Origin of the sequence: Levilactobacillus fuyuanensis, from assembly GCF_003946395.1 — a bacterium.
GTDB classification, from domain to species: Bacteria; Bacillota; Bacilli; order Lactobacillales; family Lactobacillaceae; genus Levilactobacillus; species Levilactobacillus fuyuanensis.
This window is the reverse complement of record NZ_RHNZ01000003.1, coordinates 86,959-112,902: the sequence shown is the minus strand read 5'-3', so window position 1 is coordinate 112,902 and position 25,944 is coordinate 86,959. Positions and strand designations below refer to the sequence as shown.

Below are 25,944 nucleotides of genomic sequence, written 5' to 3'. Positions count from 1 at the left end.
ATTAGGCTGATAGGCTAGAAATTATCAATTGACAGAGATCCGTGTTACACTGACAGCTCGCCTGGGGGCTGTTTTTTTCGTTCAGGTGGTGTATCATCATTAGATAGTGCAAAATGAGAGGATAGAATTTCTATGTCGATGTTTTTCCGCGGGCTGTTACTGAGCATCGCGTTGGTCTCGTCAATCGGGATGCAAAATTTATTTGTCTTTAATAACGCCATTAATCAACGCCTACCGCGGGCCGGCATCGTCGCCGTGATGGTCTGGATTGCCGATACGGCACTGACCTTAGCCGCCTTCTTTGGGATGGGGGCACTGATTGGCGCCCACGAAACGGTTAAATTAATTATTATGCTCCTCGGGGGAATCCTGGTCCTCTGGATTGGATTCGGGATTCTGCGGTCCGCCAGTAGTTTCCGGTTGGCGAGTTCCAGTCAGACCATGCCCATGGGTAAATCGCTGGTCAATGCGTGGGTCGTGACCTGGGCCAATCCCCAAGCCATTATCGATACGAGTCTGATGTTCGGGGCTCTGCGGAGTACGCTGGCCGACGGAGAAGTCTTTCCTTTTATCACTGGAGTCATCACGGCGACCGCTATCTGGTTTGCCAGCATCACTTTGATTCTGGGACTGCTGAAGGAACGGTTGCCACAGAAGCTGATGCTCTGGGTCAACATTCTTTCTGGAATCGTCGTCATGTTTTATGGGGCCTACCTGCTCTGGCAAGCCGGCCAACTCTTTTGGTAAAATTCAGAACTATGCGTCAAAAAAGCGGCACGTTCGGGCAGAATTGTCTGAACGCGCTGCTTTTGTTTCACATGAAACATTTTAGAAAAGAATGATCAATCCTACGAGGATGAAGAGGAGCGGTGACAACCACGCGCCAAACCGGGCGAAGAAGGCAGTCGCTACCGTTGACCGGGCAAGACGGTGGCTAACAAACAGCCACAGGGCGACCAGCACCATGAAGATGAGGAAGACCCCACCGAAATCGGTGACTGTTAGACCGGTGAAAAAGGGGATGTAGATGCTGAGGTTATCCCCGCCGTTGCCTAGCGTTAGCGACCACATCAACGGCAGACTGACAACACGGGCCAGTTGGGGCGGCAACGTTTGGTTATGCCGTGCTGGCCACCAGTTGACGAGGCCCGTCACCCCCAGAATGAATGGCACCAAACCCAGCCAGTGGGTCCAGTGAGCCACGTTGAAGTGGAGCATTCCCCGACTGATCAGCCACGAGGCGAGAATCAATGTGATGATGCCCAGGTATTGGCCAATGATGATGGCTCGGGCCTGCCGGCGATTCTTGGCGGCCAGCCAGAGGAGCAGGAGCACGATGAGATCATCGGTATCCGTGACGAAGAAGATGCCGATGCTGGTGAGCAGTAGTGACAGTGACATGAACAGACCCAACCTTTATGTTGAAATGAAAAAGCGGCCGTCTCCAGCGAGATGACCGCTTCATTTGTCTAGTTACTTAGCTTCTTCTTTGGCTTCAGGCTTGTGCTTGAAGACGACCTTCATGGATAGGAAGTAGTTGACCGTGACGGCAACCGCGTGACCGATAATCTTGGTGATGGTCCCGTTGGCGCCCATGACGGAGATCCCTAACCACAGCATGACGAATTCAATCAAGTACGTGGCAATCCGCGTGCTGTAGAAGGTCCCCATTTCACGAAATGGGGTGTTGGACTTGTGCTTGAAGACAAACGTCCGGTCCAACCAGAATGACCCTTGGACGACCAGAATCCAGTCAATAAAGTTGGCCAGTTGGTATTCGATGCCCAGGGTGTGGGATAGGAAGTAGAAGAGGGCGATGTTGACGACGACGGTCAACGCCCCGAATAACAGGTAACGTTGGACTTGGCCGTGAACCTTGTCTTCGACTTCTTCTAGTTGTTCTTCGAATTCTGCTTCCGTTTCAGTTAACTCCGCTTCATACTCTGCTTCAGTAGTAGGGTAATGGTCGTGCCGTAATGGCGTTTTGTCTTCTGGTTCGCTCTCCATAACTTCTGAGACCTTTCTGTGACGTTCTAACCCTGAGGCATACCGTTACGAGAGTTTTCAGCGGTCAACCTGAGTTATGAAAACGTGTAATTAAGTTGCTAATTTAATTATACCGTTTTTAACCGTCACTGCAACGCAACACCACCTTTAATTTGAAACTTACTAAGGGTTTAACCAATATGGTTCGCCTATGGCAGCCAAGGATTCCGCCTGCTGTGGGGACCGGTCCAAGCCAAAGTGCGGTCTTGAACCTCGACTTGAAACCTCGCAAAAACCGCGAGTTTCCAAGGTCGTCCCATGACGTAAGCACGGGAAGAAGCAAGCGCCCGTCCTAACGTCATCGTCACGGCTGGCTACATCCTTGGTTGCCTTCGGCTTAGATAGTGTTTAAACATTAGTAAGAGGATGTGGTAATAAGCTTGTAATTAACGTGACAGTATTGGTGGCTTTATATGAGAGTCAAGATTATCTAATTAGTTTTGCAAAAAACAACGCGCCCATAGATTTCATGAGCGCGTTGCGAGGGGCTACTGTAAATTTGTGGAACAGGTGTTAATTGGCAACGTAAGCGGTGCGGTAATCCGCGTCACCGTTGAACTTGTTGTAGACGACACCCTTGATCTTAGGGTTGATCAGACTGCTGGTTCGGCTTTCGTAGAGTGGGGTGACGGCTTGGTCCTTCAGTGCGGTCTGTGCAGCAGCGACCAGGTCTTGGTAACGGGCGGTCTTGTTGAGCGCGTCCGTTCCTTCAGCGGCTTTCAGTGCACCATCGTAAGCCTTGCTGTCGTAGTGGCCCATGTTAGAATTGTTCGCCGATTGTAGAATCTGTAGGGATTGAATTGGGTCGGCGTAATCCATGCCCCAGCTGGTCAGGTTCAGTTGGAAGTTGCCCTTGGAAACGTTGCTGAGCATGGACGGGAATGGCATTGCCCGGACTTCGACCTTGGCACCTAACTTGCTGGTGATAGCACTTTGAACAAATTCAGCGATGTTTTGGCTGGCGTCGTCGTTACCACAGGTAATGGTCAGCGTGACGGACTTCTTCCCGAGTTGCTTCAAGGCACTCTGGTAGAGCTTCTTCGCTTGTGCTGGTGCGTAATCTACGGTGCCCTTGGTGTAGGCGTCGCTGGTGAAATCAGCACCGGTCTTGGGGTTCTTCATCATATCGTGGACACCGAACGTCTTGGCTGGCACGGAGCCGTTCTTCAAGACTTTCGTCGCCAATTGTTGCCGGTTAACAGTCAGGGAAATGGCCATCCGTAAGTCCTGGTTAGCAGCGACCTTGTTGTTTTCGTTGTATTGAATGAAGCCGATCCGGCCGGCGGATAGTGACTTCAGGTTGGCGTTATTCTTGTTTTGCGTCGTTTGTTCGCCGCTCAACGTGACTTGGTCAAGCTTCTTGGACTGGTAGAGGTTGTAGGCCGTGGTGCTGTCCTTGATGACCTTGTAGTCGATGGATTGCAGCTTGACGGACTTGGCTTCGGCGTAGCTGGCGTTCTTCTTTAACGTCCAGTTGTCGCTGGTTCCGCTCCAGTTGGCGAGGGTGAATGGCCCGTTGTAGACGGTCGTCTTGGCAGAGGAACCGTACTTGCTGCCGTACTTGTTGACGGCCTTTTCATTCAGTGGGTAGTAGGTCGTGCTGGCCAGCATCTTCTTGAAGTAGGAAGCGGGTTGGCTCAGTGTGATCTTCAGTTGGTACTTGCCGACAGCCTTGACGCCGAGGGTCGATGGCGACTTCTTCCCGGCGGCAATGGCGTTAGCATTTTTGATATTGGCAAATTGATAGGTGAATTCCGACTTGGACTTCGGATTCAGCGTCCGTTCCCATGAGTAGACGAAGTTTTGGGCAGTCACGGGATCGCCGTTGCTCCATTTGCCATCGTGACGCAGGTTGATGGTGTATTGATGGCCGTTGTCGGAAACGGTGGTCTTAGTAGCCAAGGCGTTTTCGGCCTGACTGTTGGCATTCAGGCGGTAAAGGCCTTCGCCAACTTGGCTGAGCGTGTTACTGGAGATATTGTCGGTGATCTTGGAAACGTCTAGGCTGGAAATCGTGGCGGTCTGGTACAGGTTTAAGTGCTGGGCAGCCGCGGTCTTAGTGGACTTCGAGTGCGCAGTGACGGCGAAGATTCCGCCGCCGAGAACAACGATTCCGGCGCATAATAGTAAAGCTTTCTTGTGATCTAATAAACTCATGATGTATTCCTCCAAATTGTGTGATTGTCTGGGTTAGAAATAACATTGAGCTTTGCCATCGTTTGAGCATTAGGGTTCCTCCTCGGTTAGGTTAAAAATGTATGCAAAAAACCGTCCTCAACAGCCAATGTGTTAAGGACGGTTTTAACCGCGGTGCCACCTTAATTAGATGGGTCGTCGTCAAATAGACGGACCCCATCCCTCTCCACAGGAAACTAACATTTCCCTGACAACTGACGTATGTCGCACGTCTTCCCGTACTACGAATGTTTCGGGGAAGCCCTCGGTGGTCCATTTAACTACCTGCGTTCGGCCGTACTCTCAGCAACGACGGCTCTCTTTACGTGCACGATAATCTTGATCTCCACTTCAATGGTTTGTTTCGGACGATTTATTGAATTGAGGCTAGTGTACCCCGGAAAAAAGTTGGTGTCAACCCGGGGATTGGAATTTATTTTGGTTGGCTTATTTATTATTAATAATTAATTATTCAGCTTAGCCGACTAAGTTATAACTATCATCGATGAGCTGATAGAGGGTCTTGGTATCGGTCTGATCGTTCAGAACGATGGTGAGCCAGTGTTCCTTATTCATGTGATAGGCCGGGAGATAGCCGGGCTTCTGGCGTAGAATACCAGCGAGGTCGGGGTCGACTTTGAGGTCGATGACGTCGAGCTCATCGGTGCCGGAGAGGCCTAATTTTTTCTGAGGTACGTTCATGACCAGCGCGAACCACTTGTCTTGCGGTGTCTTGAGTACGGCATAGTGGGGGAAACTTTTGAATGTGTAGACGGGTTTAGTGGCGTAATTATTTGCGATGTAATCGAAGATATTTTGACGAGTTGCCATGGGCGAAAACCTCCTAATCATTTAGGAACTAATTTTAGTGTATGCGGTATCAGGGGCTGGGTCAATGAACGGGAATGTTTGGGCGGACAACTGATAAATGCAGAGATGAATGCGCTATGGATTAGCCCAGTAACTTGTTAGCTAAGTGGGTAAAACGATAGTTCTCGCTATTGCCGTTCGTTTCAGGCATACTGGGTGAAAGCTACAGGAGGCCCTCTCTGTCAAATTTGGCAGAGCACACAAAAAGTGAGATGCCTCACAGGACATCTCACTTTCCTTTACCTAAATATTAGCGTTTATTTACCAGGAACGTAGTCTTCATCGATGACCAAGACTGGCTTGATGGTCTTCCCGGAAACGGAGTCGGCATTGGCTTCGTTGATTTGGCTGAACTTGTAGAACTTTTCAGTCTTTTGATAGTCGAACATGCCTAACTTGTTGAATTCAATCAACCGCGGAATATCAACTTGAGGAATGGAGTCCCCCATGTTGACCCCGATGACACTCTTATCGTTGACACAGAGGTCGTTCCAAGTATCCAGGTCAATGTGGTGGTTCGTTACGGCAATCGCAGCAGAAGTCCCACCTTGTGCCAAGGCGTTGATGGAGTTGGAAATGACACTGGCAACCCCAGTCGTGTCGACCGCGTAGTTGACCCCGTAGCCACCGGTCAAGTCTTGCACAGCCTTGACCACGTCGTCTACGTCATTACTGTTGATGGTGTCAGTGGCACCGAGTTCCTTGGCTAACTTCAGCCGAGAATCCACGATATCAATGGCGATAACCTTGGTGCAACCAGAGATCCGGCCGGCCATCATAGCAGCCAACCCAACGGCTCCAGTCCCAAAGACGGCGATGGTGTCACCAGGCTTTGGCTTCAAGGTGTTCAGGACAGTCCCAGAACCAGTTACGTAGCCACAGCCCAGAGGACCTAAGCCCCGCAAATCCAAGTCCTTGTCGACTTTAACGGCGTTCCGTTCCCGAACGACCGTGGTTGATGTGAAGGAACTTTGGTCGAACATGTCGGCAACGTCATGACCGTTTTCGGTAAAGTGCGCGGTCCCATCTGGCCGAACCCCGGAAAGGTTGTTGGCAGCGTAGTTTTCACACTGCGTTGGAATCCCCTTCAGGCAGCTCTTACAGTTCCCACAGCCGTAGAAACTCAGGACAACGTGATCGCCTGGCTTGAATTGGGTAACTTCGGGGCCGACTTTTTCAACGATCCCAGAGCCTTCATGCCCCAATACGATAGGGTAGTCAATGACGGCGACTCCGGTACGGAGCGCTTCGTCGGAGTGACAGATCCCACTGGCAACCATGTGGACTTGAATGTCATCTGGGCCCATCTTGGCCAGTTCAACGTCATCACGAATTTCAAAATCAGCATTTTGCTTATCAACAACTGCAGCTTTAATCTTCATAATTGGCACCTCGGTTTTAAATTTATGTTTACATTGATAATTATCACACATGTAGCGAGAAAAGCAAGCGCTTTCATAAAAGCCAGTTGCTACCTATGTCCTTCTAATCACCGTCATACCGGTGTTTATGATACTGGCGTCAAAACATCGAAACTGACGGAATTAATCACTTTTTTCACATTCACAGGAAAAAAGATAATTCCTGACGAATTACCTTTTTTCGACGCTATGACTAGCCGTTGGCCTTTTCAGGATGGCCTTGCAGGTAGATAACGTGAGTGTTCAGGAATTCTTCAATCCCATGCTTCCCATCGTCACCACCGATACCAGATTCCTTCCAGCCGGAGTGAGACCCGTTCATGGCTTCAAAGTTGAACCGGTTGATGTAAGTTTCACCATCTTCAAGTTCCTTGGAAGCACGCATGGCGTTGTCGAGATTCTCGGTAAAGATGGAAGAGGTCAACCCGAAGTCGCTGTCGTTAGCCATTTCAATGGCGTCATCCAACGTCTTAAAGGTCAAGACAGGGAGGACTGGACCAAAGATTTCGTCTTGCACGATTTCGGAATCTTGCTTGACGTTGCTAATGACGGTTGGTTCGAAGAAGAAGCCTCTAGCGATCTTAACGACGTGGCCACCGGTTTCCAGCTTGCCACCGGCCTTAACAGCGCGGTCGACCATGCCAGATACCTTGTCCAAAGCGGCTTGGTTAATCAGTGGGCCCATGCCAATGTCTTCGTGAGCCATTGGATCGCCGACGGTAACTTCGCCCATCTTGGTTGCCAACTTCTTCGTGAATTCATCCGCAACGTCTTCTTGAACGTAGACCCGTTCACAGTTGTTGCAGAGTTGCCCGTTGTTGTCGACCCGTGAATCGATGATGGATTGGACGGCCAAATCGATGTCGGCATCCTTGCAAACAATGGCAGGTGCTTTCCCACCAAGTTCCAAAGATACCTTGGCCATGTGGGTGGCAGCGGCAGCCATGACCCGCTTCCCGGAGTTAACGGAACCGGTCAGGCTGATAATCCCGATCTTCTTGTTCTTGGAAAGTTCGTCCCCGATGACGGCACCAGGTCCCGTAACGATGTTGACGACACCCTTAGGAATGCCAACCTTTTCACAAATCTTCCCAAATTCAAGGCCTAAGTTAGGCGTATCGGTACTTGGTTTCATGACGATTGTGTTCCCGGTAACCAAGGCTGGACCCATCTTCCGGGCAATTAAGAAGAATGGGAAGTTCCAAGGCAAGATCCCGGCAGCGACCCCGATTGGTTGCTTGTCGATCATGATGCTTTCGTTAGGGTTATCGGATTGGAGAATTTCTCCTTCATAAGTCCGCGAAGCACTGGCCATGTAGTCAAAGTAGTCGGCAGAGAACATAATTTCCGTGGTGGCTAATGACTTGATCTTGCCTTGTTCCTCTTGCAGCATGGCAATCAAGTGAGCGGAGTCTTTACGAACTTCGGTGGCAACGTCGTGGAGGTATTGCCCACGGGTTGCGGCAGGAACCTTCTTCCAGGATTTCTGAGCTTCATAGGCAGCGTCGATGGCTTCACGAGTTTCATCGAGGGTTGCGCTAGGAACAGTGGAAATGGGTTCCCCGGTAGCTGGGTTGATCACGGTGATCAAGTTACCAGAAGTGGAGTCCTTGAATTCACCGTTAATGTACATTTGATAATGTTTCAGTGCGACAGAGTTCTGTGTCATAATGCGAAATACTTCCTTTCCCAATTATCCAAATCGGTAGATGCGATAACATCGAATATATCTGGGTAGTAAACGAAAAAACGTCACAGATTGTTACAACGTGAGCAAAACATAATCAAAACTAAACGCGCGTATTTATTTGATTACTCGACATCGTTATAGTCCCTTTTGTGTTTGATTGCAAATTGATTCACAATAATTTGTGGCCGAAGTCGCCCTTGAAATTTGGCAAACGTCAAGAGCGACTAGAGGTTCATAAATTTTGGAAGATTTGTCGGAAACTTTCTAAACTACAGGTCAGCGGGAGGGACCGCTAGATTCCAAAAATTCGGGATGGTTCTGAAGAAAGGCCGCAGCACTAGGATGACTTGCTAAAAAGTCGTGGCGCTTAACCGGATCGGCAGTGAGTTTCCGCAATTGTTCAAATTCAGAGGGGGAGTTTGCGGTGGTGCCTGGATAAAATATTTCCGTTGTGCTGCGGTCTTTCACGGCCTTGACGTAGATCTGGGCAACATTCGCGGGAAGCATGGCCTCACTGGTGCCAGAGATTCCCTGAATCGTCAGCAAGCCCACGTAGGTGTTGGTACCAGCCATTTCGGCAGCTAAGGAAAGGACATAGCTACGGAGGGCTGCCTTGGTGAGTGAGAGGGTTGTCGTCGTTTTGTCAGGATGGTGGGCAGCGCCACCACCCGTGAATAGGATGTTGCGAGGGGTGTCAGTTGGGGCCAGTTCCAAGAATTGCCGACTGGTGGTAATGGCACCGAGAACGTTGGTATCGAAGCGTTGGCTAATCTCACTAGTGGGCGTGGTTAAGGGGCCGTCCAGTGCGGTATTCGCAACGTTGTAGACGAGAGTCTGGGGATGGCCGAATTGTCGGGTCACCTGCATGAACAAGTGAGCCGTTTGCTGCGGATCAGTTGCGTCCGCAGCAATCCAGTCGGCCGCCAAGCCTTCCGTATGAAGTTGTTCCGTCATGGTCTGTAAGTTCTGCGCGTTACGGGCGACCAGGACAGGGTGGTGGCCGGCCTCGCTGAAGGCTCGCGTAATTGCGAGTCCAAAGCCAGAACCGGCACCAAGGACAATAACTGTCTTTGTCATGAGTTTTGCCTCCGATATTCGATGGATACGAGCTGTTTCACGTGAAACATACCCGCCTGAAGGTACCATACCAGCTTAAGCGGATTGGTGCAAAGAATGGGGCCATAAACCCGAACATTTGTTGAATAACCGAATCAAGTTAACCATTAACAATTTCACTAGTGACGCCGGACGAGAGCAGATTGTAGCTAGTGTTGTGGTGTTTAGACGTATTATTGTGACGTAAAAAAAGTCCAAGACAGTTGCGTCTTGGACTTTAACGATTAGCTCCTTGGAGGCGTGCTAAACGCGTTACTTAATTTTTTCGTTGGTAATGGCTTCGATATCAGCTTTGGCAATCTTAGCCATATGCTTCTTGAGATGCTTAACATCATTCTTGTTGGTGATGAAGCCAGATTCGACCAAGCTGTAGTCGATACCACGATGGCGTAAGACGTTGCAGTTGCGTAGGTTCGTCCGGTAACTGAAGCCGTTGTAAGCTCGGTTCAAACCGACATATTTCTTAATGACCTTAGCTAAGCGTCTGTCACGCTTCGTGGGGTGCTTCTTGTGAATGATCACGTGGCCACCGTGACCAGCGGGGGCATCCAAGTGGAACATGATGACCGTAGTCTTTTTGTTGAGCTTGTAAGACCCCTTGTGGTGGTACAGGGTATCGCTGACTAAGTTCTTCTTAGGATTATAGAAGGTAATCGTACTGCCCTTGACTTCCTTCGCGTACTTTCGTAATTGTGGCAACATGTGTTTCCGCAAGAAGGTCGCTTCCGTCGTCCCGTTACCACGGGCACCGGGATCGCCGGCGCCGTGGCCCATGACGATTAAGTAGTGTTTCTTGGCCGTTTTAGACGTGGTCGTCTGACTAGCGGCATTGGCAGTGGTGACCGTCGTGGTGGCAAGTGCTAGTGGTAAGAGTAGCATGATGCCGGCAACGAGGCCCATTTTCCAGTTATGTTTCATTCCTGATCGACTCCTTATGTATTCTTGTTAACGCCTTTAATCATACGCCAAAGGCACGAAATAAGGTAGTGTCGTTTACAAAAAAATAAGGTATTGCGAGAGAAACACGGTGAAAATAAGATTAGTGGTAGCGTGCCGCCATCTCTGCGAGGGTAGTTTTCATCTCGGTGACGAAATCAAGTGGTGCAATGGCCTCGACATTACTGCCTTGGCTAAGTAGCCACATCTTGGCACCGAGGTCGAAGACGGTCGCCTCAATGACGACGTAATCTGAGTGACGGACGGTGACTTTGGCCGTTGGAAAACGGTCAAGCGCGGCCTCCACAATTCCCCAGAACTTAAAGCGGAGCGTGATTTTCTTGCCCGGGGTCATGTAGTGGATGAGTTGTCGTAGCTCGCCATCTTCAAAGCGCTCGGCCCGGGTGCGTGTGATGGCCTGACTACTGGTTTGGTAGTGGCGAATCCGATCGAGCCGATAGAAGAGGTTACTTCTGTATTTGGCGTTATAGGCGACGACGTAGAAGTAATATTCAGAAAAGATAACGGCCTCCGGCAGAATCGTGCGCGTCACGACTTCGCGGTGCTGTTTCTGATAGATGATGGTCACGGGTTGTTTCTGCGTGATGAATTGGCTGAATTGCCATAGGCGGTCCAGCAACGGCTGTTGATGTTTTAATGGTTGATAATAGAACGATTCATTTTTAATAATTGGTTGAATTTCATGTTGATCCTCGGCCGTGGTCAGACTGAGTAAATTGGTGACAGTTTGGTGCATTTCATCAGTGGCCAAGGAACGACTCGCTAATAATACTTTTATTAATAATAAAATTGATTGTTTAGTAACTGCAGATTGCGTTCCCTGTAGCCGGTAGCCCTTTAGGTGACGCGAGTAGGTTAACTGATAGTCAAGGTTCTCGGCTGTTAGGAAGTCACGCAACTGGCTGAAATCACGCTGGATCACCCGGGGCGTGACGTTGAAGCGACTGGCGAGCTCGGCTTTGATGGCAACGTGCCCCGTTAAAAGGGATTGAAAGATATAGAGTTGACGGTAGGCGGCATTCATAGCGGTTCCTCTTTTCGTAGATAGACGTATACGTTCTACCTACCAGTGTAAACTGAGGCCAATCAGTTAGCAATGGGGGAATCAATATGGATGATCCACAGAATTGGCAGGCCCTATACCGCGAGCTTTCGCAGGTGATTGGGCAGTCAGCAACGCTAAAACTCTATCATTATTTCCAAGGGATGCAGGTGAACTTTCCGCAGCGGCTCTTGGATCCACGCCGGGAAGCAGACCTCATGTATCAGGAATACTGCAGGGGGAGTAGTGTCATGCAGTTGGCGCGGCACCATAATTATGCCGAGCGGAGTGTTCGTCGCATATTGGCGAAAGTCAAGAAACGAGAAGAAAAGTCTTAGACAGAAATTGGTGAGGGGTAATGGCAGGCAATTGGGAAAATGCAGCGGATAGGTGGGCAGTCGCGTATAATCAACTCTAATAGGAGTGATGACAAATGGCGACTGAAGAAGAACGTGTTCTAGAGATTATTCGGACAACACCGGAGCTGATGCTGATTCTTAAATTGATTCGGGATTGTCATCTCAAGCAAGGTGCCCTGGCTGCTGGCAGCATTCGCAACACAGTTTGGCAAGTGTTGAGTGATCAACCGGTGGTCTTGACCAGCGACATCGACGTGGTCTATTTTGACCCGGAACGGCCGGCAAGCGATGACTTGAAAATTTATGCGGCGCTAACGGCACGTGCCCCCCAGTTCCAATGGCAGGTGAAGAACGAGGTTTACATGGCGCACTATAATTTTGCGGATGCACCGGACTTTACGTCGGTGGCGGATGCCATCGGCCACTTTGTGGAGGTGCCGACCTGTGTGGGCGCCTATCTCGATGCGCATGATGAGGTCAAGTTGATTGCCCCCCATGGCGTGACGGATCTATTGCAGTTGCACTGTCGGCCAATCTCGTTCTATCAACAGGATGACCGCCATCTGAAAATATTTCGTCAGCGTATGGCGACGAAGCAGTGGCAGCAGCGTTGGCCTAAACTAGTGATTACGGAAAAATAACCGGATGCTATTATTCCTGTAATTTTGTCGGGCACAATACAAGGTAGTGTGCACGGACAGTCCAAGGTAATCCGCATTTTCCCACGCCTTAACCCTTTGATACGCTATTGATGGCAAACAACTGTACTATGAGGAGGAATTGGTAATGGCAATGCGGGTGGATTTGTTGCAGGAATCATACGCCCAGTTATACGAGTTATTGGGTGAAGACTTAACGGCAAAGATTTATGACATGTATCGTGGCCGGCAAATTTCATTTCCGATGCGGCTCTATAACCGTGATAAGGTGGCTGAACAGATTGTCGAGGAATACGATGGGCATAACTTGGCGCAATTGACCCGGGAGTATGAGTACTCGCAGCGCTGGATTCGGCAGATTATTCAGAAGAATCGGGAACAAGAGGAAAAGTAAAATTGATTGGTGAATGTGAGAGCGCTTGGGCTTGACCGAGCGCTTTTTTAGAGGGGAAGTGCCGACCCAACAATTAAAAAACGGACGGTCATCATCAGCGATGGCCGTCCGTTGGTCGTTGTCGTGGGGACAACGACCATAAAATTGAAAAACGTCACCACTACTGATTGGTAGCGGTGACGTTTAGTTAGGTTAATCTTCGACTGATTCTGGTTCTAAGTTTTCGGTAGCGGGAGCCGTTCGCTTCTGAACAGCACCCAGGATTGCCCGCGCGATGGGACCGACCACGATTAATTGGAGTGGTAGGGCCATGAACACGTTGAAGATCCAAGTGTGCAGGTAGGTAAGGAAGAAGTTACCGCCAAAGTTTTGCGTCACGATCATCCCAAATAGTGACATCAGCGTAACCATACCCACGACCATCATGCATGAGATGGTCAGTGCAATTCGAATCTGCTTTTTCTTCATGTAATCATTTAAGATAAATTTGAAAAAGATGCTCTTAACGGTGGGACCGATGATCCCCAAGTCGCAGATTGCGGCGACCATGAGCGCCAACGGGTAACCCGTCAAGACTTCACGGATGAAGTGATGAGAGAAACCGTCAGCTAAGGCGATGTTGTAGCCAGCCATGACCAAGACCATCAGTCCGGCCATCACGGCAGTAAATAAAAGTTCTTCTTTAAAGTTTTTAGGCATTGTGTTGCTCCTCGTTTGAATTTCCCACGAGATGCTAGCGTACCATAGATATTTTCATTTCGTAAGGATTATTTTGAAAATAAATGAAAAGAACGCTTACTTCATGGGAATCCATGTCTGTTGGGGCAGTAAAGTTGCGTTGGTAGGCTAGGTGACGTGCCTCGGCGGGAAGTAGGTATTGCGTAGTCTGATTGCGATAATAATTAGACGATAAAGTCATTATAAGAATGTTGCTTTACAAAGAATATACATTAACTTTGCATAAATAATATGTGCGCCTGATATCCTAATCCCTGTAAATGATGTTTGGAAATGAGAGAGTGGGAGGGAAACAATTTGAAGCATAAATTGATTAAGTCATTGGGACTATTTGGTGTTTTGCTAGCATTGGCAGGCGTAAGCGGGCCAACTGCCTCAGCAGCGACTACTGCAGCAGTAGCGTCGACGGCGAAGCAAACAGTTGCTAAGGCTACCAAAACAAGTCTATTGGTTGATGGTTCTAAGCAAGAGGATTTGAAGAAGACCTTGGTCGCGATGCACAATACCCAAAACACCAGGGACTTGGGTGGCTACCAGACGGCCGATGGGAAGTGGCAGATTAAACCCTATCAGTTATTACGATCCGATAATCTTAGTACGCTAGATACGGACGATATTAAGACCTTAACTGATAAGTATCGCGTAAAATCAATTGTAGATTTTCGAACGCCGGGGCAGGTGGCAGATAAGCCAGATAAAAATATTCCTGGCGCAAGTGAAACTTACATTTCCATTTTGGGTCCGCACGCATTCAGCGATGGTGGCGGGGATGGTGATTTCTATAATCAGCGATTGGATTTTGGCTACCCAGCAGTTACCGGTTATCGGCAGTTCTTAAAAATGCTAGCAACTACTAATGGGGCGACGCTTTATCACTGTTCTTCCGGGAAAGATCGTACTGGAATTGCCACCGTACTCATTATGACCATTTTAGGTATGGATAAGCAGACCATTGTGAATGACTTCATGTTGTCGCAATACACGGGTCGAACCGTGAAGATTGACTGGATATCCAAGTATTATTATGATGTTGAGAAAAATTACGGTTCTTTGCAGAACTACATCACCACGAGTTTGGAAATTTCACCAGCAACTCAGGCGCGGTTACGGGCTAAGTACTTAGTCTCAACTGATGGTAAAGAAACGCCATATCCAGCACCATATGTGCCTAGTCGACCAAATCCAACGCCGGTTGTCCCTAGCCAGCCCACACCTGATCCTAAACCAACACCAGAACCACAGCCGGTAGAAAATGGGGCGGCGGATAAAGGTGTTAAGCCTAAGAAAAAAGCAACTAAGGTTAAAATCGTCAAAACCAAAAAGCTACATACCAAGTATGTTTACCATTTAAAAGCTCACAAAAAGTGGTTTAAAGATGCTCATCTCAAACATGCGCATGGTTATACGGCAAAGCATTCACACAAGAAGTGGCGGCTGCTAAAGTCTGAGAAGGTCAAAATCAAAGGGAAAATGAAGACGTACTATCAGGTGAGGGATCATAGCGGTCATACAGCTTGGATTTTGAAGAGCTATGTGACGAAGTAAGCGGAAAAAATGTTGCTCCAGAAATGGGGGCAACGTTTTTTTTAACAAGTCATTTCTATATGTGAAATTAATAATTGAGACCGGTTCATGTTTAACTGCTTTTTAGGTGGTTCGATTGCAACGTGGCCCTGGGTTTACTGGTGACCTGGGCCACTTGCTAATTGGGGAGCCGGAAAAGCTGGCGACAGAGAACTAGCGAATTTTGAAACAGTCGATTTCGGCTAAAATAACGTCAAAAGTCACCTTATCCATTGTCTCGGATAAGGTGACTTTTGAATTGGTCGCTAGTCGATCGCGCGAACGAGATGTTTATTTGCCGTAATGTACCCGCCGGCAACCTTGTAACGTAAGGTATCGCCCTTACTAAAGTCATTGGCATTTGAGTAGGCCCAACCTGTAACCTTAAAGGTGGCGTGAGCTTTCTTGGTATAGTGATGATTGCGCTTGGTCAGGTTAGCTGTACCATAACGGTTCAACGCTGTTTTGGCTTGAACGCGTTTGGGCATCGTCTGCTTACCAGTGGTGACAAGCTGCTTGTTGGCGGTGATGTAAGTGCCATTAGTAAGTAAGAAACGAGTCGTCATATTTTGAGTCACAACTTTTTTAATCGTCAGGACTTGGCCCTGCTGGTAGTGGGCCTTTTGATGCGTGAGATCTTTCTGGCTATAAGCATTAACGCCCTCGGGACCAATTACCGTAATCTGTTTGTCGGTCGGTGTGTCGTAGGCAGAGGTCATGTAATCAGTATTGGCCGTGATGTAGCCAGTTTGTCCGAAGGTGTCACTTTCAGAATTAACGTCTTTGACCTGGTAGCGTTTGACACCGGTCTTGGAAGTAGCGGTGCCGATCACTTCAAACATGGGCCGGTTCAGCCGGGACTTTTTGGCGTACCACTGCTTGAGTGTCTTACTGCTAAAGTCAGGAGAACTGTAGAGGCCAATCTTCTTGGTTGCGGACAGAACGGTTGCTTTGACGGCGTTCTTTGTATAAGTGTAGGTGACGGTTTGTGCGGTGTCACCGAACGTTCCCGATTCCGTTCCGGCCGTCTTGGCAAGTGTATAGCCAGTGATGGTGAGTGGTTCAGCCTTGTAAGTGCCACCTAGGGAACCCGTTAAGGATTTATCAGGTTTCAGCGCGTTACCTTGGTCATCGACGTAGTGGACGGTGACGGGCTGGCTGGTAGGTGCTGGAGAAGAAGGTGCTGGTGTTGAAGGGCTTTCATTTCCAAAGATGAGGTCGCCAGGTCCATTAGCTATCACCTGACTAGCAACTAGCAGACCATCTGCAGAATAGGATAGAACGTTGCCGTTAGCGTCAAGTTGTGGTGTTAGGTAGTCTTTTAGATACGTGGTTGTCCACAACTTATAGGAATTGTTGGCGGTTGCTTCTGGATTTAGTTGAGAGAACTCTTTGACAAAGTCTGGATCATTATAGTTTATGTAAAGTATTTGGCAGAAGGATTCCGCTGTGGGAATTACAAATTTTTCAAAGTTGGCTCGGCTGTCAAACGTGTCTTTAAATACATCGATACCGAAGTCAGATATAATCTTAGGTGACACATTTTGTACGTAATCTTCTTTTGCTTCTTCGAGGTTAAATGAATTTTTATCTAATTGATACGCAGCGCCTTCTTTAATGAACCAGAGCTCGTAATATAACTGTGCTTTTGACGCATCGAGAACAGAGGTAGAAGTAGAACCGAAAATGAATTCGCTTAAGGGTTCTTCCAGTGATTTGCCAACGAAGGTACCACCATCACTGACCATATTTTTAATGAAGCTCTCGGCCATTTTTGCTGAGTCGGCCCCTCCTATAGAGGGGGCAATAGATGCAAGGAAATTTGTCCCCCAGGCAGCGCCATTATCTTTACCAAGAATCTCATCGGACGTGTAAGAATCGTGTAAGCCGGAGAACAAGTAGTGTTGTTGTACTTCTTTACCATTTACGTAGTTGATATACGGCATTTGTTCAGAACTAATCTTAATGGGTTCTGTCCGACTACTGTTAGCTGTTACGCTAGGTGTTTCGGCGCTATCTGCCTGAACTAGTACCGGACTAATTGTGCCACCGAAGAGAACCAGGGAAAGGCCAGCGAGTAATAATTTTCGAGTTATATGCGACATTCAAATCACTCCTATCCTTTTATATCTGCTTGTTTACGGTTAGCTTACCACCCAATTCGTTTAATGGGTTGAAATAACGCTTACTAATTGGTAATGTCCAGTGTTAAGTTCGTGGGATGATTATTTTGCTGCATAAGCATTTGCTGACATCCTGAAAGTAAAGCAGCAAACTATTTTGCATCAAAGTTGACACCGTGTCATCGTCATGCTAAACTGCCTATCAGTGACACGATGTCACTTTCGTAAAAAAGAGAGGAGTTTTTCTAGTGCCTTCAACGACCTTTGATCATTTACCAATAGCTAAACGAGACCGCGTGACCGCGGCGTTACTCACTGAGTTCTCCGCACACAGCCTAGCCGATGCCCAAGTGGCGCGGATCGTGGCGAGCGCCGATATTGCCCGCGGTGCCTTTTACAAGTACTTCGATAACTTGACGGATGCTTACCAATACCTTTATCACGTGGCGTTACACGAGATTCACCGCGATGCCGGTGGGGATGAACGGACCACGTTTGACGCCGACCGCATCTATCAGGGGGTCGTGGACTTCGTCGATCAGATCAACGACAGCCAGTACTACGCCTTCATTCGTCGCCACTATGCGGAGAATGAAAGCCTACTCCCTAGCGCGCCCGTCTCACCGCGGCTGCCTGCTATTGCCTGGGCCGCCATGGTGTTGAGTCACGCGGCTATCAAAGAAATTCTATTAGATCCTGATAGCGAGGCCACCGTTCGCGAACGTTTGCGGACCACGTTAGCCTTGCTTCAGCCAAAGGAGGACAGACCATGTTTCTAGCTTTAAAGGAGATTCGCCACGAGAAGTTGCGGTACGGCCTGATTATCGGCATGATCGTGCTGGTCAGTTACCTTGTGTTTGTCCTGAGCGAGCTGGCATACGGCCTCGCCCAGCAGAATACCCAGGCCATTTCGTCCTGGAATGCCAGCAAGGTCGTTCTGAATTCGGACGCCAATGATAGCCTGTCGCAGTCGCTGATCACCAAGCAGACGGCGGATAAGGTCAAGCTGACCGCCCACGAAGCCTACATCGGCCAGGCGGGGGTAGTGGCGAAGGCCAAGGGTCAGGCAAAGTTATCCGCCCAATTTCTGGGCATCAATCAGAGTCAGTTTATTTATAAACGGGTCAAAGTGACGGCCGGCCATAAGCCCACAACCAATCACCAGATTATGGTCGACGATAGCTTTAAGGATAATGGCTATCGACTGGGCGATAAGGTCACGCTGAACTCGACTGACACGCAGTATAAGATCGTTGGATTTACACACAATGCCAAGCTCAGCGTGGCCCCAGTCATCTACGGGACGCTCGGGACGTGGCGGACACTAAGTCACGTGACTTCAGACTTTCAGGCGAGTGGCATCATCACCAACCGTGATAGTTTCAAGACCAAGACCAGTGGCCTGAGTACGCTGACGATGGGTAAATTCATTAACAAATTACCCGGTTATTCAGCCCAGAATACGACTTTTACCTTCATGATTGGTTTTCTGATGATTATTGCCATGGTCGTGATTGCCGTTTTCCTGTACATTTTAACCATGCAAAAGTTGCCAAACTACGCGGTCCTGCGTGCCCAGGGAATTCCCGCCAAGGTGTTGGTCACCACGACCGTGAGTCAGGCGTTGGTCCTCGTTATCGGTGGCCTGGCGATTGGGGCGACACTGACGTTGGCGACCGTACTGGCGTTGCCGGCGGGAGTGCCGATGAGTTTTAACGTGCCACTTTTGGCGGGCGTCACCGGGGGAATCTTATTGACTGGGGTCATCGGTGCCTTGATCCCCGTCAAAGTCATTTTAAACGTTGACCCCGTCAGCGTTATGGGAGGTTAGACCATGTCAGTTCTTGAAGTAAAGCATGTGACCAAAACGTTTGGCCATAATACTAATGAAGTTACGGTGCTCACGGACGTTAACTTTACGGCGGCCGCTGGCGAGGTCAGTCTGGTGATTGGACCGTCCGGGTCGGGGAAGAGTACCTTCCTGACGATTGCCGGTGGGATTCAGACGCCGACTGACGGGGATGTCGTGGTCCAAGGCAACGGTCTCGCTCAGCTTTCGGGCAAGGCACGGGATGCGTTGCGGCTCAACCACATCGGGTTTATTTTACAGGCCTACAACCTGGTGCCCTATCTGACGGTGAAGGACCAGTTCGCGCTGGTCGACCGGGTCAAGTCAAAGGGTAACCTGAGCGCAACCGACCTCCGCCATCTCTTGGAAAAGTTGGGGATTAGTCAGTTGATCAACCAGTATCCGGCCGAGCTTTCCGGTGGACAAACACAGCGCGTCGCCATCGCCCGGGCCCTCTACCAGAATCCCGACATCATCCTCGCCGACGAACCTACGGCGGCATTGGATAGCGAACGAGTCAAGGTGGTGGGTCAGCTTCTCCACGACCTCGCGAAGGAACACAACAAAGCTATCGTCGTGGTTACCCACGACCTGCGTCTCAAGGAGTTTGCGGATAAGACCTACGCGATTATGGATGGGAAGATGACGGTGGCTTAGGTACTGTGTGGAGACATTATATAAAAGAACATGACTTGAAAATTTAGCATCGATAAATCCTTATATTGTGGGATCTATCGGTGCTTTTAATGGCTAATCTGCTAGTTTATATAGAAATGATGGTCTAGACAATTGCACCTCACCCTAAGAACGGGTAAAATGTTTTATGGAAGCGGTTACATAAACAGCCTGATCGGAATTCTAAGGAACAGTGGAGGATGACAATAAGATGAATCGACACTTAAGTACCTTCTTTATTTTTACTTTCGGCGCACTTGGTGGATTATTGTTTGGATTTGATACGGGGATTATTTCTGGAGCGTCACCACTGATTGAAAATAACTTTAGCTTGAACATCGCTCAGACGGGATTCATTACGTCTTCCGTCCTGATTGGTTCGTCAGTCGGGGCGTTGGGTGTTGGGCCACTGGCTGATCGGTATGGGCGGAAACGCCTGCTGATTCTGGCGGCAATCCTCTTCTTACTCGGGTCATCGCTATCGATGGTTGCCATTGGCTTCTGGTCAATGGTCGTTGCCCGAATCATCTTGGGGCTGGCTGTTGGATCGGCGTCAGCGTTGACGCCAGCCTACCTGGCCGAATTGGCACCCGCAGAGCGGCGGGGATCATTGGGGACGTTGTTCCAGCTGATGATTACCTTGGGAATTCTGTTGGCCTACGTTTCTAACCTGGGCTTCCTCGACCACAACTTGTTGGGTATCCGAGATTGGCGGTGGATGCTGGGGTCCGCATTGATTCCAGCGGCGCTACTGTTAATTGGGGGCTTGCTCTTACCAGAATCGCCACGGTTCTTGGCCGAACAAGGTAAGAATGACCAAGCGCTCAGCGTCTTAAAAATGTTGCGGAAGAATACGACGGATGACCCCTCGGCCGAATTGGAAGAAATTAAGGTTGTTGCCAATCAGCCCAAGGGTGGTCTGAAGGAACTCTTTACGGTCGCCCGGCCCGCCGTTATTGTGGCGGTCGGCATCATGCTGCTGCAGCAATTAGTTGGGATCAACTCCGTTATTTACTTCCTTCCGCAAGTCTTTATCAAGGGCTTCGGTTTTGCGGAAGGCAGTGCCATCTGGATTTCCGTAGGGATTGGGATCGTGAACTTTGTTGTGACGGTCCTCGCCACCTTCATTATGGATAAATTCAACCGGCGGACGTTCCTGATGTTCGGGTCGATCGTCATGGCGGTCTCACTGGGAATCTTAGCCGTGATGAACTTCACCATGGATATTCACACGACGGCTATCCCAACTATGATTCTCATCGCCGTTTACATCTTCGGGTTCGCCATTTCCTGGGGCCCTATCGCCTGGGTAACGATTGGTGAAATCTTCCCGTTGAGCGTTCGGGGGATTGGGTCATCCATTGGGTCAGCGGCTAACTGGATCGGAAACTTCTTAGTGTCACAATTCTTCCTGGTCATGCTGGCCTACTTCCACAACAACGTGGGGGGACCATTTGCCGTCTTCGCTGTCTTTGCCGTCCTCTCCATGTTCTTCGTCCACTACCTGGTTCCCGAAACGCGGGGCAAGTCACTGGAAGAAATCGAAATGGAATTGCGGCACCAAGATAAGCAAAAGTCAGAAAATTAATCTAATTTCAAAGAAAGGATTGGTGACAGACGAAAGGTCTGACCAATCCTTTCCTGTTTTCAGGAAACGGTGATAAAATTAAAAATGAAAGCGCATTACTAAGGAGTGAATTGCATGTCAGATTTTAATCGTGATAGTTTTTCATTAAAGGGTCAGGTTGCCATTGTTACTGGTGGTGCCCGGGGACTCGGTAAGTTCTACACCACGGCATTGTCCCTGTATGGGGCCGACGTGATGGTTGTAAGCCGCACGCAGAATGGTTGGGATGAGATCCGCCAGGTCGTTGAGAAGAACGGTCAGCGCGTGGGCTTCTTCCAGCAAGACGTGACCGCACCGGGCGCGGCCGACCAGATCATCGCCGCTACCTTGAAGGAATTTGACCACTTTGATATTCTGGTCAACAATGCCGGGGTCATCATCAGAAACGATGTGCTCGACTACAAGGATGAGGATTGGCAGAAGGTCATCGATATTAACCTGAATGCCACCTATTACCTGTCTCACGCCGCTGCCAAGGTCTTGACCAAGCAGAAGCACGGGAAGATCATCAACATCGGTTCCATGCTGTCTTACCGGGCTGGGAAGTATATCTTCCCTTACACCGCCAGCAAGCACGCCGTCTTAGGCTTGACGCGGGCGTATGCCGACGCCTTAGCCAAAGATAACGTTCAAGTGAACGGGTTAGCCCCTGGTTATATTAGTACCGACATGACGAAGGCACTGCAAGAAGATCCCGTTCGGGGCCCAGAAATTGCCGCCCATATTCCAAGCGGCGACTGGGGTGTCCCAGCCGACCTGATGGGTCCCATGATTTTCTTGGCCAGTCACGCTTCAGACTACGTGACTGGAGTCATGGTACCAGTCGATGGCGGGTACTTACTGCGGTAATTGTGCGAGTAAACGCTGTGCGGCTTGTTTTAAAATAGTTATTAAAGGCGTCGGGGCTTGGACTATACGAGCACCGGCGCCTAAGTATAGGTACCACCGGCTAAAATCAGTGAGTTGTTGCTGATCGGTCGAATCCAGTGTGCATTCCAGAATCGCCGTCTGTTGAAAGGCGTCCTGATACTGCAGTGCCGCGGTTGGGTGGGGATGATTGTGCCACTGTTGAATGGCATCGGCATTTAATTTTAGTTTCACGTTGGGTCGTGGCTGAGCTCGTTTGATGGCGGCCTCGATGGCTGCAGGTTGGAGGATTTTCTCCTGGGCGACGGGCGCCACTGCCGTCAGCTGGTCGATGGCAATTTGAACCAAGCGGTGACTAGTCAGATCCCAGGCATCTACGTACCAGTTGGCCTGGCGACTGAAGACATGACGAATCCAGACGGTCTGGGTGGCGGTCGCGGTGGTCAGGACGAGTTGTCGCGTTGTCAGACAGGCATTCAGCAGGGGCTTTAACAGGGCCGGCGCGTAATCGGTCAACTCGGTCAACTTGGGATTGCGGGGATTGGTATGGTCAAAGACCAGCAGTTCCTGCAGCGTGAGCAGGTCGTCCTGCTGGGTCTGCGAAGCAATCGCCACCAGTTTTTCCGTTAGGGTATTGCGGTTCTGCAGGTAGGGTAGCTGGGTGTTGAGGGTCGCCAGAAAGCTGACAAACAGGGCCTTGAGCTCCTCGCTGTTGAACTGGACGGCCGGGAGTAATTGGTTCTGTAAGACCGCGTAGCCGCCGTCTCGCCCGACACTTGCTGTCAGCGGCATACCCAATTCCTGGATGGTATTGAGATCGCGGATGACGGTACTGCGCGAAACATTAAATTGCGTCATCAGTTCTCGAATCGTAAAGTATTGGCGGTTATTGATGTAGCGCATCATGGTATTGATACGATCAGTTTTATGCATGAGTAGTTTTTCTCCTAACAGTGTCAGTTTTTGAAACTATTAGACCGTATACTGAGTCTATCATCTTAAGGAGGCCACAACAACATGGCAAATTATACAATTGAAACGAAATCAGCATTCACGGTATTAGGGATTGGCACGGTTCTTACTGGTGGTTTTCCAGAAATGGGTCAACAGAAGACGGACTTTTGGCAGAAGATCAATGCCAATCACGCCCTCGACAGTTTGACTGGGGTGAACGACTATCCCTTTGCCGTCAATGAAGCCGTCAATGGTAAGTTCTGTTACTACGCTGGCCGCGAAGTTACGGCTGACACGCCGGTTGCGGATGGCCAACGCCTGATTGCATTCCCAGCTGGCAAGTATTTGGTAATCAAGGGCGCGGCGGCGGACCAGATGGGCCTGTACAATGCCCTGGAAGGACCTGCCTTCGGTGAAATTCTGCCGCAACTGACCGATTACGCCTACGTTGGTGGCCCCAACACGTCTTACATGACGGGCTCTGACGCTGACGGCGTCCACGGCGAGATGCTCGTACCGTTGGTTGAAAAGTGATGTGAGAGTGGGCCAAAAGGCGGTTAGCCGGTGAGCATTAAGGCTGATAACTGAATAATCCTGGGCTTGGATTGTTTGGTTATCAGTTTTAAGCGGAACCGACTGCCTTTTTGTCCACGTTTCGGCGATATAAAATTGAACAACGCTAGGGCCTGGGATTTTATCCCAAGCTCTTTTTAGCGAAGGAGGTTGTTTCACGTGAAACATGAATGGCGAAAGGCCGAGAAAGACTGGTATCTCCCTAAGAAGCCGACGTTATTGACGTTACCTAAGTTAAACTTTATCACGTTGGCGGGGACCGGTGATCCCAACCAACCGCAGTTCAGCGAGCAGGTTGGCGCGCTCTATCCCGTGGCTTACGATTTGCGGATGGCCTTGAAACGCGGTGATCTAGGAGACCCCTACGAGTACACCGTATATCCATTGGAAGGTGTCTGGACGACCGACGATGGGTCCCGTGGAACTGACCTGAACAAGGCTGCGCTACGCTATAAGATCATGCTCCGGCAACCGGATCGGCTGACGGCAACCGACTTTCAGGCGAGCTTGGCCCGGGTTCAGGCGAAGAAGCAGAACCCCTGGTTGTCAGCGCTGAAATGGGAGACATATGAAGAGGGCCAGGTCCTCCAGACGATTCATCACGGGCCGTTTGACGATGAACCGGCTACGTTCGTGCAACTCCAGGAGGTGTTGGTTGACCAGAAACTCAAGGTGGTTCCCACGATGGGCGACTACTGGCATCGCGAAATCTACCTGACTGATGCTCGTCGGACGGCACTAGAGAAGGCAAAGACGGTGCTCCGGTATCGGGTCGCGCCACAATAATTTAGTGACATCAAAAAGGGCCATCTCAGTGAGATGGCTCTTTTCGTAGTGTTAACTAATATTTTTAACTGACTGCAGGAAGTGGCGGCTTCCCACAATCAATGCTTATTCTTTATTCAGCGTCGTAAGCAGCTTGGAAGATCTTGATGATGTCTTCCTTGGTACCCTTACGAGGGTTAGAGAAGGCGTTCCCGTCTTTCAAGGCGTTTTCAGCCATCAGTTCGAAGTCTTCTGGCTTAGCACCGATTTCCTTGATGGAAGTTGGGATACCAACGTCTTGTGACATTTGCTTCATGGCCTTGATGGATAATTCAGCGGCGTCACGTGTTGACAAACCAGTAGTGTCTTCACCCATGATTTCAGCTAATTGGGCGAAACGTTCTGGGCAAGCGATGATATTGTATTGTTCAACGTAAGGGAGAAGCAATGCACAGCAGACACCATGTGGGGCGTCATATTGGCCACCGAGTTGGTGAGCCATGGCGTGAACGTAACCTAAGTTGGCGTTGTTGAAGGCCATCCCGGCTAACATTTCAGCTTCGACCATCTTGGTCCGAGCATCCAAGTTGTGACCGTTAGCAACGGATTCACGTAAGGAACCTTCAATTAACTTGATGGCTTCGATACATTGTGAGTCGGTGATTGGGTTGTGGTCAACGGACACGTATGGTTCGATGGCTTGGACGAAGGCATCCATCCCAGTTGCGGCAGTCAAGTTCTTAGGAATGTCGAGCATCAAAGTAGGGTCGTTGAAGGAAACTAATGGAATGTTCCGCCATGAAACGACAACGAACTTCAAGTGGGTTTTTTCGTTAGTGATAACGGCGTGACGGGTCAATTCGGAACCAGTCCCGGCAGTCGTGTTAACGGCAATCAGTGGTGGTAAGGCGTGGTCGAGCGTTTCGATCCCGGCTAACTTGGTAATGTCATCGCCGTTGGTCAAAATGTCACCAGCACCCTTACCAGTATCGTGAGCGGATCCCCCACCAATGGTGATGATGGAGTCGGCTTCAGCTTCTTCATAAAGTTTCTTAACTTCTTTGATATTCCGGATCTTTGGGTTGGGTTCAACGTTATCGTAAATCACGTAGTCCACACCAGCCGCTTCAAGAGAAGCAATGGTTTGTTGAACGGCACCATTTTCCATGCTTTCGAGAATCTTCCCAGTCACGATGACGGGCTTCTTCATCCCTAACATCTTTGCACGTTCACCAATCTTGCTAATTACGCCAGGGCCAAAAAAGTTGACACTGGGCATAAGAAAGTCATAACTACGTTCAGCCATAATTCAATTTTCCCTCTTTCAGAAGTTTTGAAAATCCTTAGTACCAATTTCACAAAGTAATTATAACTTAGGTGATTACAGTTTGCAATAGGTTTCGTTCAATTTGTGAATTTTGGGGAGCGTGCAACCGGATGAAATGCTGATGTGAAGGGGATGTAGTAGATGCTAAGAAAAA

The 25,944-nt window shown here is 49.4% G+C and carries 25 protein-coding genes and 1 other annotated feature; of the genes, 12 read left to right on the top strand and 13 right to left on the bottom strand.

Going from position 1 to position 25,944, the window contains the following annotated elements; all coding sequences use genetic code 11:
- Positions 1-132 precede the first annotated feature (132 nt).
- Positions 133-747, top strand: coding sequence for a LysE/ArgO family amino acid transporter (locus tag EKM73_RS01645; RefSeq protein ID WP_125700249.1), 615 nt, complete (start codon positions 133-135; stop codon positions 745-747).
- 81 nt (positions 748-828) lie between these two features.
- Here the strand turns inward: EKM73_RS01645 and EKM73_RS01640 are convergent, their stop codons facing one another.
- From EKM73_RS01640 to EKM73_RS01600, 9 genes are all read right to left on the bottom strand, one after another.
- On the bottom strand, positions 829-1,401 hold the full coding sequence (locus EKM73_RS01640) for a cadmium resistance transporter (protein WP_125700248.1): 573 nt from the start codon (positions 1,399-1,401) through the stop codon (positions 829-831).
- A 72-nt stretch (positions 1,402-1,473) separates the two neighbouring features.
- Entirely contained in the window at positions 1,474-2,007 is a 534-nt protein-coding gene (locus EKM73_RS01635) for a GtrA family protein (RefSeq protein ID WP_125700247.1), read from the bottom strand.
- 552 nt (positions 2,008-2,559) lie between these two features.
- Positions 2,560-4,203 carry a peptide ABC transporter substrate-binding protein gene (locus EKM73_RS01630; protein WP_125700246.1) on the bottom strand — a complete coding sequence of 548 codons (1,644 nt, stop codon included), beginning with the start codon at positions 4,201-4,203 and terminating at the stop codon, positions 2,560-2,562.
- Positions 4,204-4,334: 131 nt separating this feature from the next.
- Positions 4,335-4,585: a binding site (T-box leader), on the bottom strand.
- A 113-nt stretch (positions 4,586-4,698) separates the two neighbouring features.
- The gene (locus EKM73_RS01625) at positions 4,699-5,052 is read right to left on the bottom strand and encodes an MmcQ/YjbR family DNA-binding protein (RefSeq protein ID WP_125700245.1); all 354 of its coding nucleotides are present in this window, start codon (positions 5,050-5,052) and stop codon (positions 4,699-4,701) included.
- Positions 5,053-5,348: 296 nt separating this feature from the next.
- Complete coding sequence (locus EKM73_RS01620) at positions 5,349-6,473, bottom strand: NAD(P)-dependent alcohol dehydrogenase (RefSeq protein WP_020089903.1); 1,125 nt, start codon at positions 6,471-6,473, stop codon at positions 5,349-5,351.
- A 232-nt stretch (positions 6,474-6,705) separates the two neighbouring features.
- On the bottom strand, positions 6,706-8,181 hold the full coding sequence (gene aldA / locus EKM73_RS01615; RefSeq protein ID WP_125700244.1) for an aldehyde dehydrogenase: 1,476 nt from the start codon (positions 8,179-8,181) through the stop codon (positions 6,706-6,708).
- A gap of 297 nt (positions 8,182-8,478) precedes the next feature.
- Entirely contained in the window at positions 8,479-9,279 is an 801-nt protein-coding gene (locus tag EKM73_RS01610; protein WP_164508816.1) for an SDR family NAD(P)-dependent oxidoreductase, read from the bottom strand.
- A gap of 291 nt (positions 9,280-9,570) precedes the next feature.
- On the bottom strand, positions 9,571-10,236 hold the full coding sequence (locus EKM73_RS01605; RefSeq protein ID WP_125700242.1) for an N-acetylmuramoyl-L-alanine amidase: 666 nt from the start codon (positions 10,234-10,236) through the stop codon (positions 9,571-9,573).
- Positions 10,237-10,357: 121 nt separating this feature from the next.
- Entirely contained in the window at positions 10,358-11,299 is a 942-nt protein-coding gene (locus tag EKM73_RS01600; protein WP_125700241.1) for a helix-turn-helix transcriptional regulator, read from the bottom strand.
- An 86-nt stretch (positions 11,300-11,385) separates the two neighbouring features.
- On the opposite strand from EKM73_RS01600, the gene EKM73_RS01595 reads away from it, so the two are divergent.
- The 3 genes from EKM73_RS01595 (at position 11,386) to EKM73_RS01585 (ending at position 12,729) form a co-directional block, all read left to right on the top strand.
- Positions 11,386-11,655 carry a Mor transcription activator family protein gene (locus EKM73_RS01595; RefSeq protein WP_125700240.1) on the top strand — a complete coding sequence of 90 codons (270 nt, stop codon included), beginning with the start codon at positions 11,386-11,388 and terminating at the stop codon, positions 11,653-11,655.
- A gap of 95 nt (positions 11,656-11,750) precedes the next feature.
- Positions 11,751-12,317 (top strand): nucleotidyltransferase family protein, encoded by a 567-nt coding sequence (locus EKM73_RS01590; protein WP_125700239.1) that lies wholly within the window; start codon positions 11,751-11,753, stop codon positions 12,315-12,317.
- A gap of 145 nt (positions 12,318-12,462) precedes the next feature.
- Positions 12,463-12,729: a Mor transcription activator family protein gene (locus tag EKM73_RS01585; RefSeq protein ID WP_125700238.1), complete on the top strand. Its 267-nt coding sequence runs from the start codon at positions 12,463-12,465 to the stop codon at positions 12,727-12,729.
- Positions 12,730-12,921: 192 nt separating this feature from the next.
- Here EKM73_RS01585 and EKM73_RS01580 read toward each other — a convergent pair whose 3' ends face one another.
- Positions 12,922-13,428, bottom strand: a complete 507-nt coding sequence (locus tag EKM73_RS01580; RefSeq protein WP_125700237.1) for a DUF2798 domain-containing protein — start codon at positions 13,426-13,428, stop codon at positions 12,922-12,924.
- A 336-nt stretch (positions 13,429-13,764) separates the two neighbouring features.
- Between EKM73_RS01580 and EKM73_RS01575 the strand changes: the two genes are divergently transcribed.
- Positions 13,765-15,012 (top strand): tyrosine-protein phosphatase, encoded by a 1,248-nt coding sequence (locus EKM73_RS01575; RefSeq protein ID WP_164508815.1) that lies wholly within the window; start codon positions 13,765-13,767, stop codon positions 15,010-15,012.
- Positions 15,013-15,296: 284 nt separating this feature from the next.
- Here the strand turns inward: EKM73_RS01575 and EKM73_RS01570 are convergent, their stop codons facing one another.
- Positions 15,297-17,135 carry a DUF5776 domain-containing protein gene (locus tag EKM73_RS01570; RefSeq protein ID WP_125700235.1) on the bottom strand — a complete coding sequence of 613 codons (1,839 nt, stop codon included), beginning with the start codon at positions 17,133-17,135 and terminating at the stop codon, positions 15,297-15,299.
- A gap of 266 nt (positions 17,136-17,401) precedes the next feature.
- On the opposite strand from EKM73_RS01570, the gene EKM73_RS01565 reads away from it, so the two are divergent.
- The 5 genes from EKM73_RS01565 (at position 17,402) to EKM73_RS01545 (ending at position 22,153) form a co-directional block, all read left to right on the top strand.
- Entirely contained in the window at positions 17,402-17,932 is a 531-nt protein-coding gene (locus EKM73_RS01565; protein ID WP_125700234.1) for a TetR/AcrR family transcriptional regulator, read from the top strand.
- Entirely contained in the window at positions 17,923-18,984 is a 1,062-nt protein-coding gene (locus EKM73_RS01560) for an ABC transporter permease (RefSeq protein WP_125700233.1), read from the top strand. The genes EKM73_RS01565 and EKM73_RS01560 overlap by 10 nt, the downstream gene beginning before the upstream one ends.
- 3 nt (positions 18,985-18,987) lie before the next feature.
- Positions 18,988-19,659: an ABC transporter ATP-binding protein gene (locus EKM73_RS01555; protein ID WP_125700232.1), complete on the top strand. Its 672-nt coding sequence runs from the start codon at positions 18,988-18,990 to the stop codon at positions 19,657-19,659.
- 229 nt (positions 19,660-19,888) lie between these two features.
- Complete coding sequence (locus EKM73_RS01550) at positions 19,889-21,265, top strand: sugar porter family MFS transporter (protein ID WP_125700231.1); 1,377 nt, start codon at positions 19,889-19,891, stop codon at positions 21,263-21,265.
- 114 nt (positions 21,266-21,379) lie between these two features.
- Positions 21,380-22,153 (top strand): SDR family oxidoreductase, encoded by a 774-nt coding sequence (locus EKM73_RS01545; protein ID WP_020089884.1) that lies wholly within the window; start codon positions 21,380-21,382, stop codon positions 22,151-22,153.
- On the opposite strand, the gene EKM73_RS01540 is transcribed toward EKM73_RS01545, so the two are convergent.
- Positions 22,142-23,104: a helix-turn-helix transcriptional regulator gene (locus EKM73_RS01540; protein WP_125700230.1), complete on the bottom strand. Its 963-nt coding sequence runs from the start codon at positions 23,102-23,104 to the stop codon at positions 22,142-22,144. The genes EKM73_RS01545 and EKM73_RS01540 overlap by 12 nt on opposite strands.
- An 84-nt stretch (positions 23,105-23,188) precedes the next feature.
- On the opposite strand from EKM73_RS01540, the gene EKM73_RS01535 reads away from it, so the two are divergent.
- Positions 23,189-23,659: a GyrI-like domain-containing protein gene (locus tag EKM73_RS01535; RefSeq protein ID WP_125700229.1), complete on the top strand. Its 471-nt coding sequence runs from the start codon at positions 23,189-23,191 to the stop codon at positions 23,657-23,659.
- 198 nt (positions 23,660-23,857) lie between these two features.
- On the top strand, positions 23,858-24,484 hold the full coding sequence (locus EKM73_RS01530; RefSeq protein WP_125700228.1) for a GyrI-like domain-containing protein: 627 nt from the start codon (positions 23,858-23,860) through the stop codon (positions 24,482-24,484).
- A 112-nt stretch (positions 24,485-24,596) separates the two neighbouring features.
- Here EKM73_RS01530 and EKM73_RS01525 read toward each other — a convergent pair whose 3' ends face one another.
- Positions 24,597-25,769 carry an iron-containing alcohol dehydrogenase gene (locus EKM73_RS01525; protein WP_125700227.1) on the bottom strand — a complete coding sequence of 391 codons (1,173 nt, stop codon included), beginning with the start codon at positions 25,767-25,769 and terminating at the stop codon, positions 24,597-24,599.
- Positions 25,770-25,944: the final 175 nt, after the last annotated feature.

What these genes read in the sequence shown, in the direction of transcription:
- EKM73_RS01645 (WP_125700249.1), top strand. Translation starts at nt 133, where the DNA reads ATGTCGATGTTTTTCCGCGGGCTGTTACTGAGCATCGCGTTGGTCTCG.
- EKM73_RS01640 (WP_125700248.1), bottom strand. Translation starts at nt 1,401, where the DNA reads ATGTCACTGTCACTACTGCTCACCAGCATCGGCATCTTCTTCGTCACG.
- EKM73_RS01635 (WP_125700247.1), bottom strand. Translation starts at nt 2,007, where the DNA reads ATGGAGAGCGAACCAGAAGACAAAACGCCATTACGGCACGACCATTAC.
- EKM73_RS01630 (WP_125700246.1), bottom strand. Translation starts at nt 4,203, where the DNA reads ATGAGTTTATTAGATCACAAGAAAGCTTTACTATTATGCGCCGGAATC.
- EKM73_RS01625 (WP_125700245.1), bottom strand. Translation starts at nt 5,052, where the DNA reads ATGGCAACTCGTCAAAATATCTTCGATTACATCGCAAATAATTACGCC.
- EKM73_RS01620 (WP_020089903.1), bottom strand. Translation starts at nt 6,473, where the DNA reads ATGAAGATTAAAGCTGCAGTTGTTGATAAGCAAAATGCTGATTTTGAA.
- aldA (WP_125700244.1), bottom strand. Translation starts at nt 8,181, where the DNA reads ATGACACAGAACTCTGTCGCACTGAAACATTATCAAATGTACATTAAC.
- EKM73_RS01610 (WP_164508816.1), bottom strand. Translation starts at nt 9,279, where the DNA reads ATGACAAAGACAGTTATTGTCCTTGGTGCCGGTTCTGGCTTTGGACTC.
- EKM73_RS01605 (WP_125700242.1), bottom strand. Translation starts at nt 10,236, where the DNA reads ATGAAACATAACTGGAAAATGGGCCTCGTTGCCGGCATCATGCTACTC.
- EKM73_RS01600 (WP_125700241.1), bottom strand. Translation starts at nt 11,299, where the DNA reads ATGAATGCCGCCTACCGTCAACTCTATATCTTTCAATCCCTTTTAACG.
- EKM73_RS01595 (WP_125700240.1), top strand. Translation starts at nt 11,386, where the DNA reads ATGGATGATCCACAGAATTGGCAGGCCCTATACCGCGAGCTTTCGCAG.
- EKM73_RS01590 (WP_125700239.1), top strand. Translation starts at nt 11,751, where the DNA reads ATGGCGACTGAAGAAGAACGTGTTCTAGAGATTATTCGGACAACACCG.
- EKM73_RS01585 (WP_125700238.1), top strand. Translation starts at nt 12,463, where the DNA reads ATGGCAATGCGGGTGGATTTGTTGCAGGAATCATACGCCCAGTTATAC.
- EKM73_RS01580 (WP_125700237.1), bottom strand. Translation starts at nt 13,428, where the DNA reads ATGCCTAAAAACTTTAAAGAAGAACTTTTATTTACTGCCGTGATGGCC.
- EKM73_RS01570 (WP_125700235.1), bottom strand. Translation starts at nt 17,135, where the DNA reads ATGTCGCATATAACTCGAAAATTATTACTCGCTGGCCTTTCCCTGGTT.
- EKM73_RS01560 (WP_125700233.1), top strand. Translation starts at nt 17,923, where the DNA reads ATGTTTCTAGCTTTAAAGGAGATTCGCCACGAGAAGTTGCGGTACGGC.
- EKM73_RS01555 (WP_125700232.1), top strand. Translation starts at nt 18,988, where the DNA reads ATGTCAGTTCTTGAAGTAAAGCATGTGACCAAAACGTTTGGCCATAAT.
- EKM73_RS01550 (WP_125700231.1), top strand. Translation starts at nt 19,889, where the DNA reads ATGAATCGACACTTAAGTACCTTCTTTATTTTTACTTTCGGCGCACTT.
- EKM73_RS01545 (WP_020089884.1), top strand. Translation starts at nt 21,380, where the DNA reads ATGTCAGATTTTAATCGTGATAGTTTTTCATTAAAGGGTCAGGTTGCC.
- EKM73_RS01540 (WP_125700230.1), bottom strand. Translation starts at nt 23,104, where the DNA reads ATGCATAAAACTGATCGTATCAATACCATGATGCGCTACATCAATAAC.
- EKM73_RS01535 (WP_125700229.1), top strand. Translation starts at nt 23,189, where the DNA reads ATGGCAAATTATACAATTGAAACGAAATCAGCATTCACGGTATTAGGG.
- EKM73_RS01525 (WP_125700227.1), bottom strand. Translation starts at nt 25,769, where the DNA reads ATGGCTGAACGTAGTTATGACTTTCTTATGCCCAGTGTCAACTTTTTT.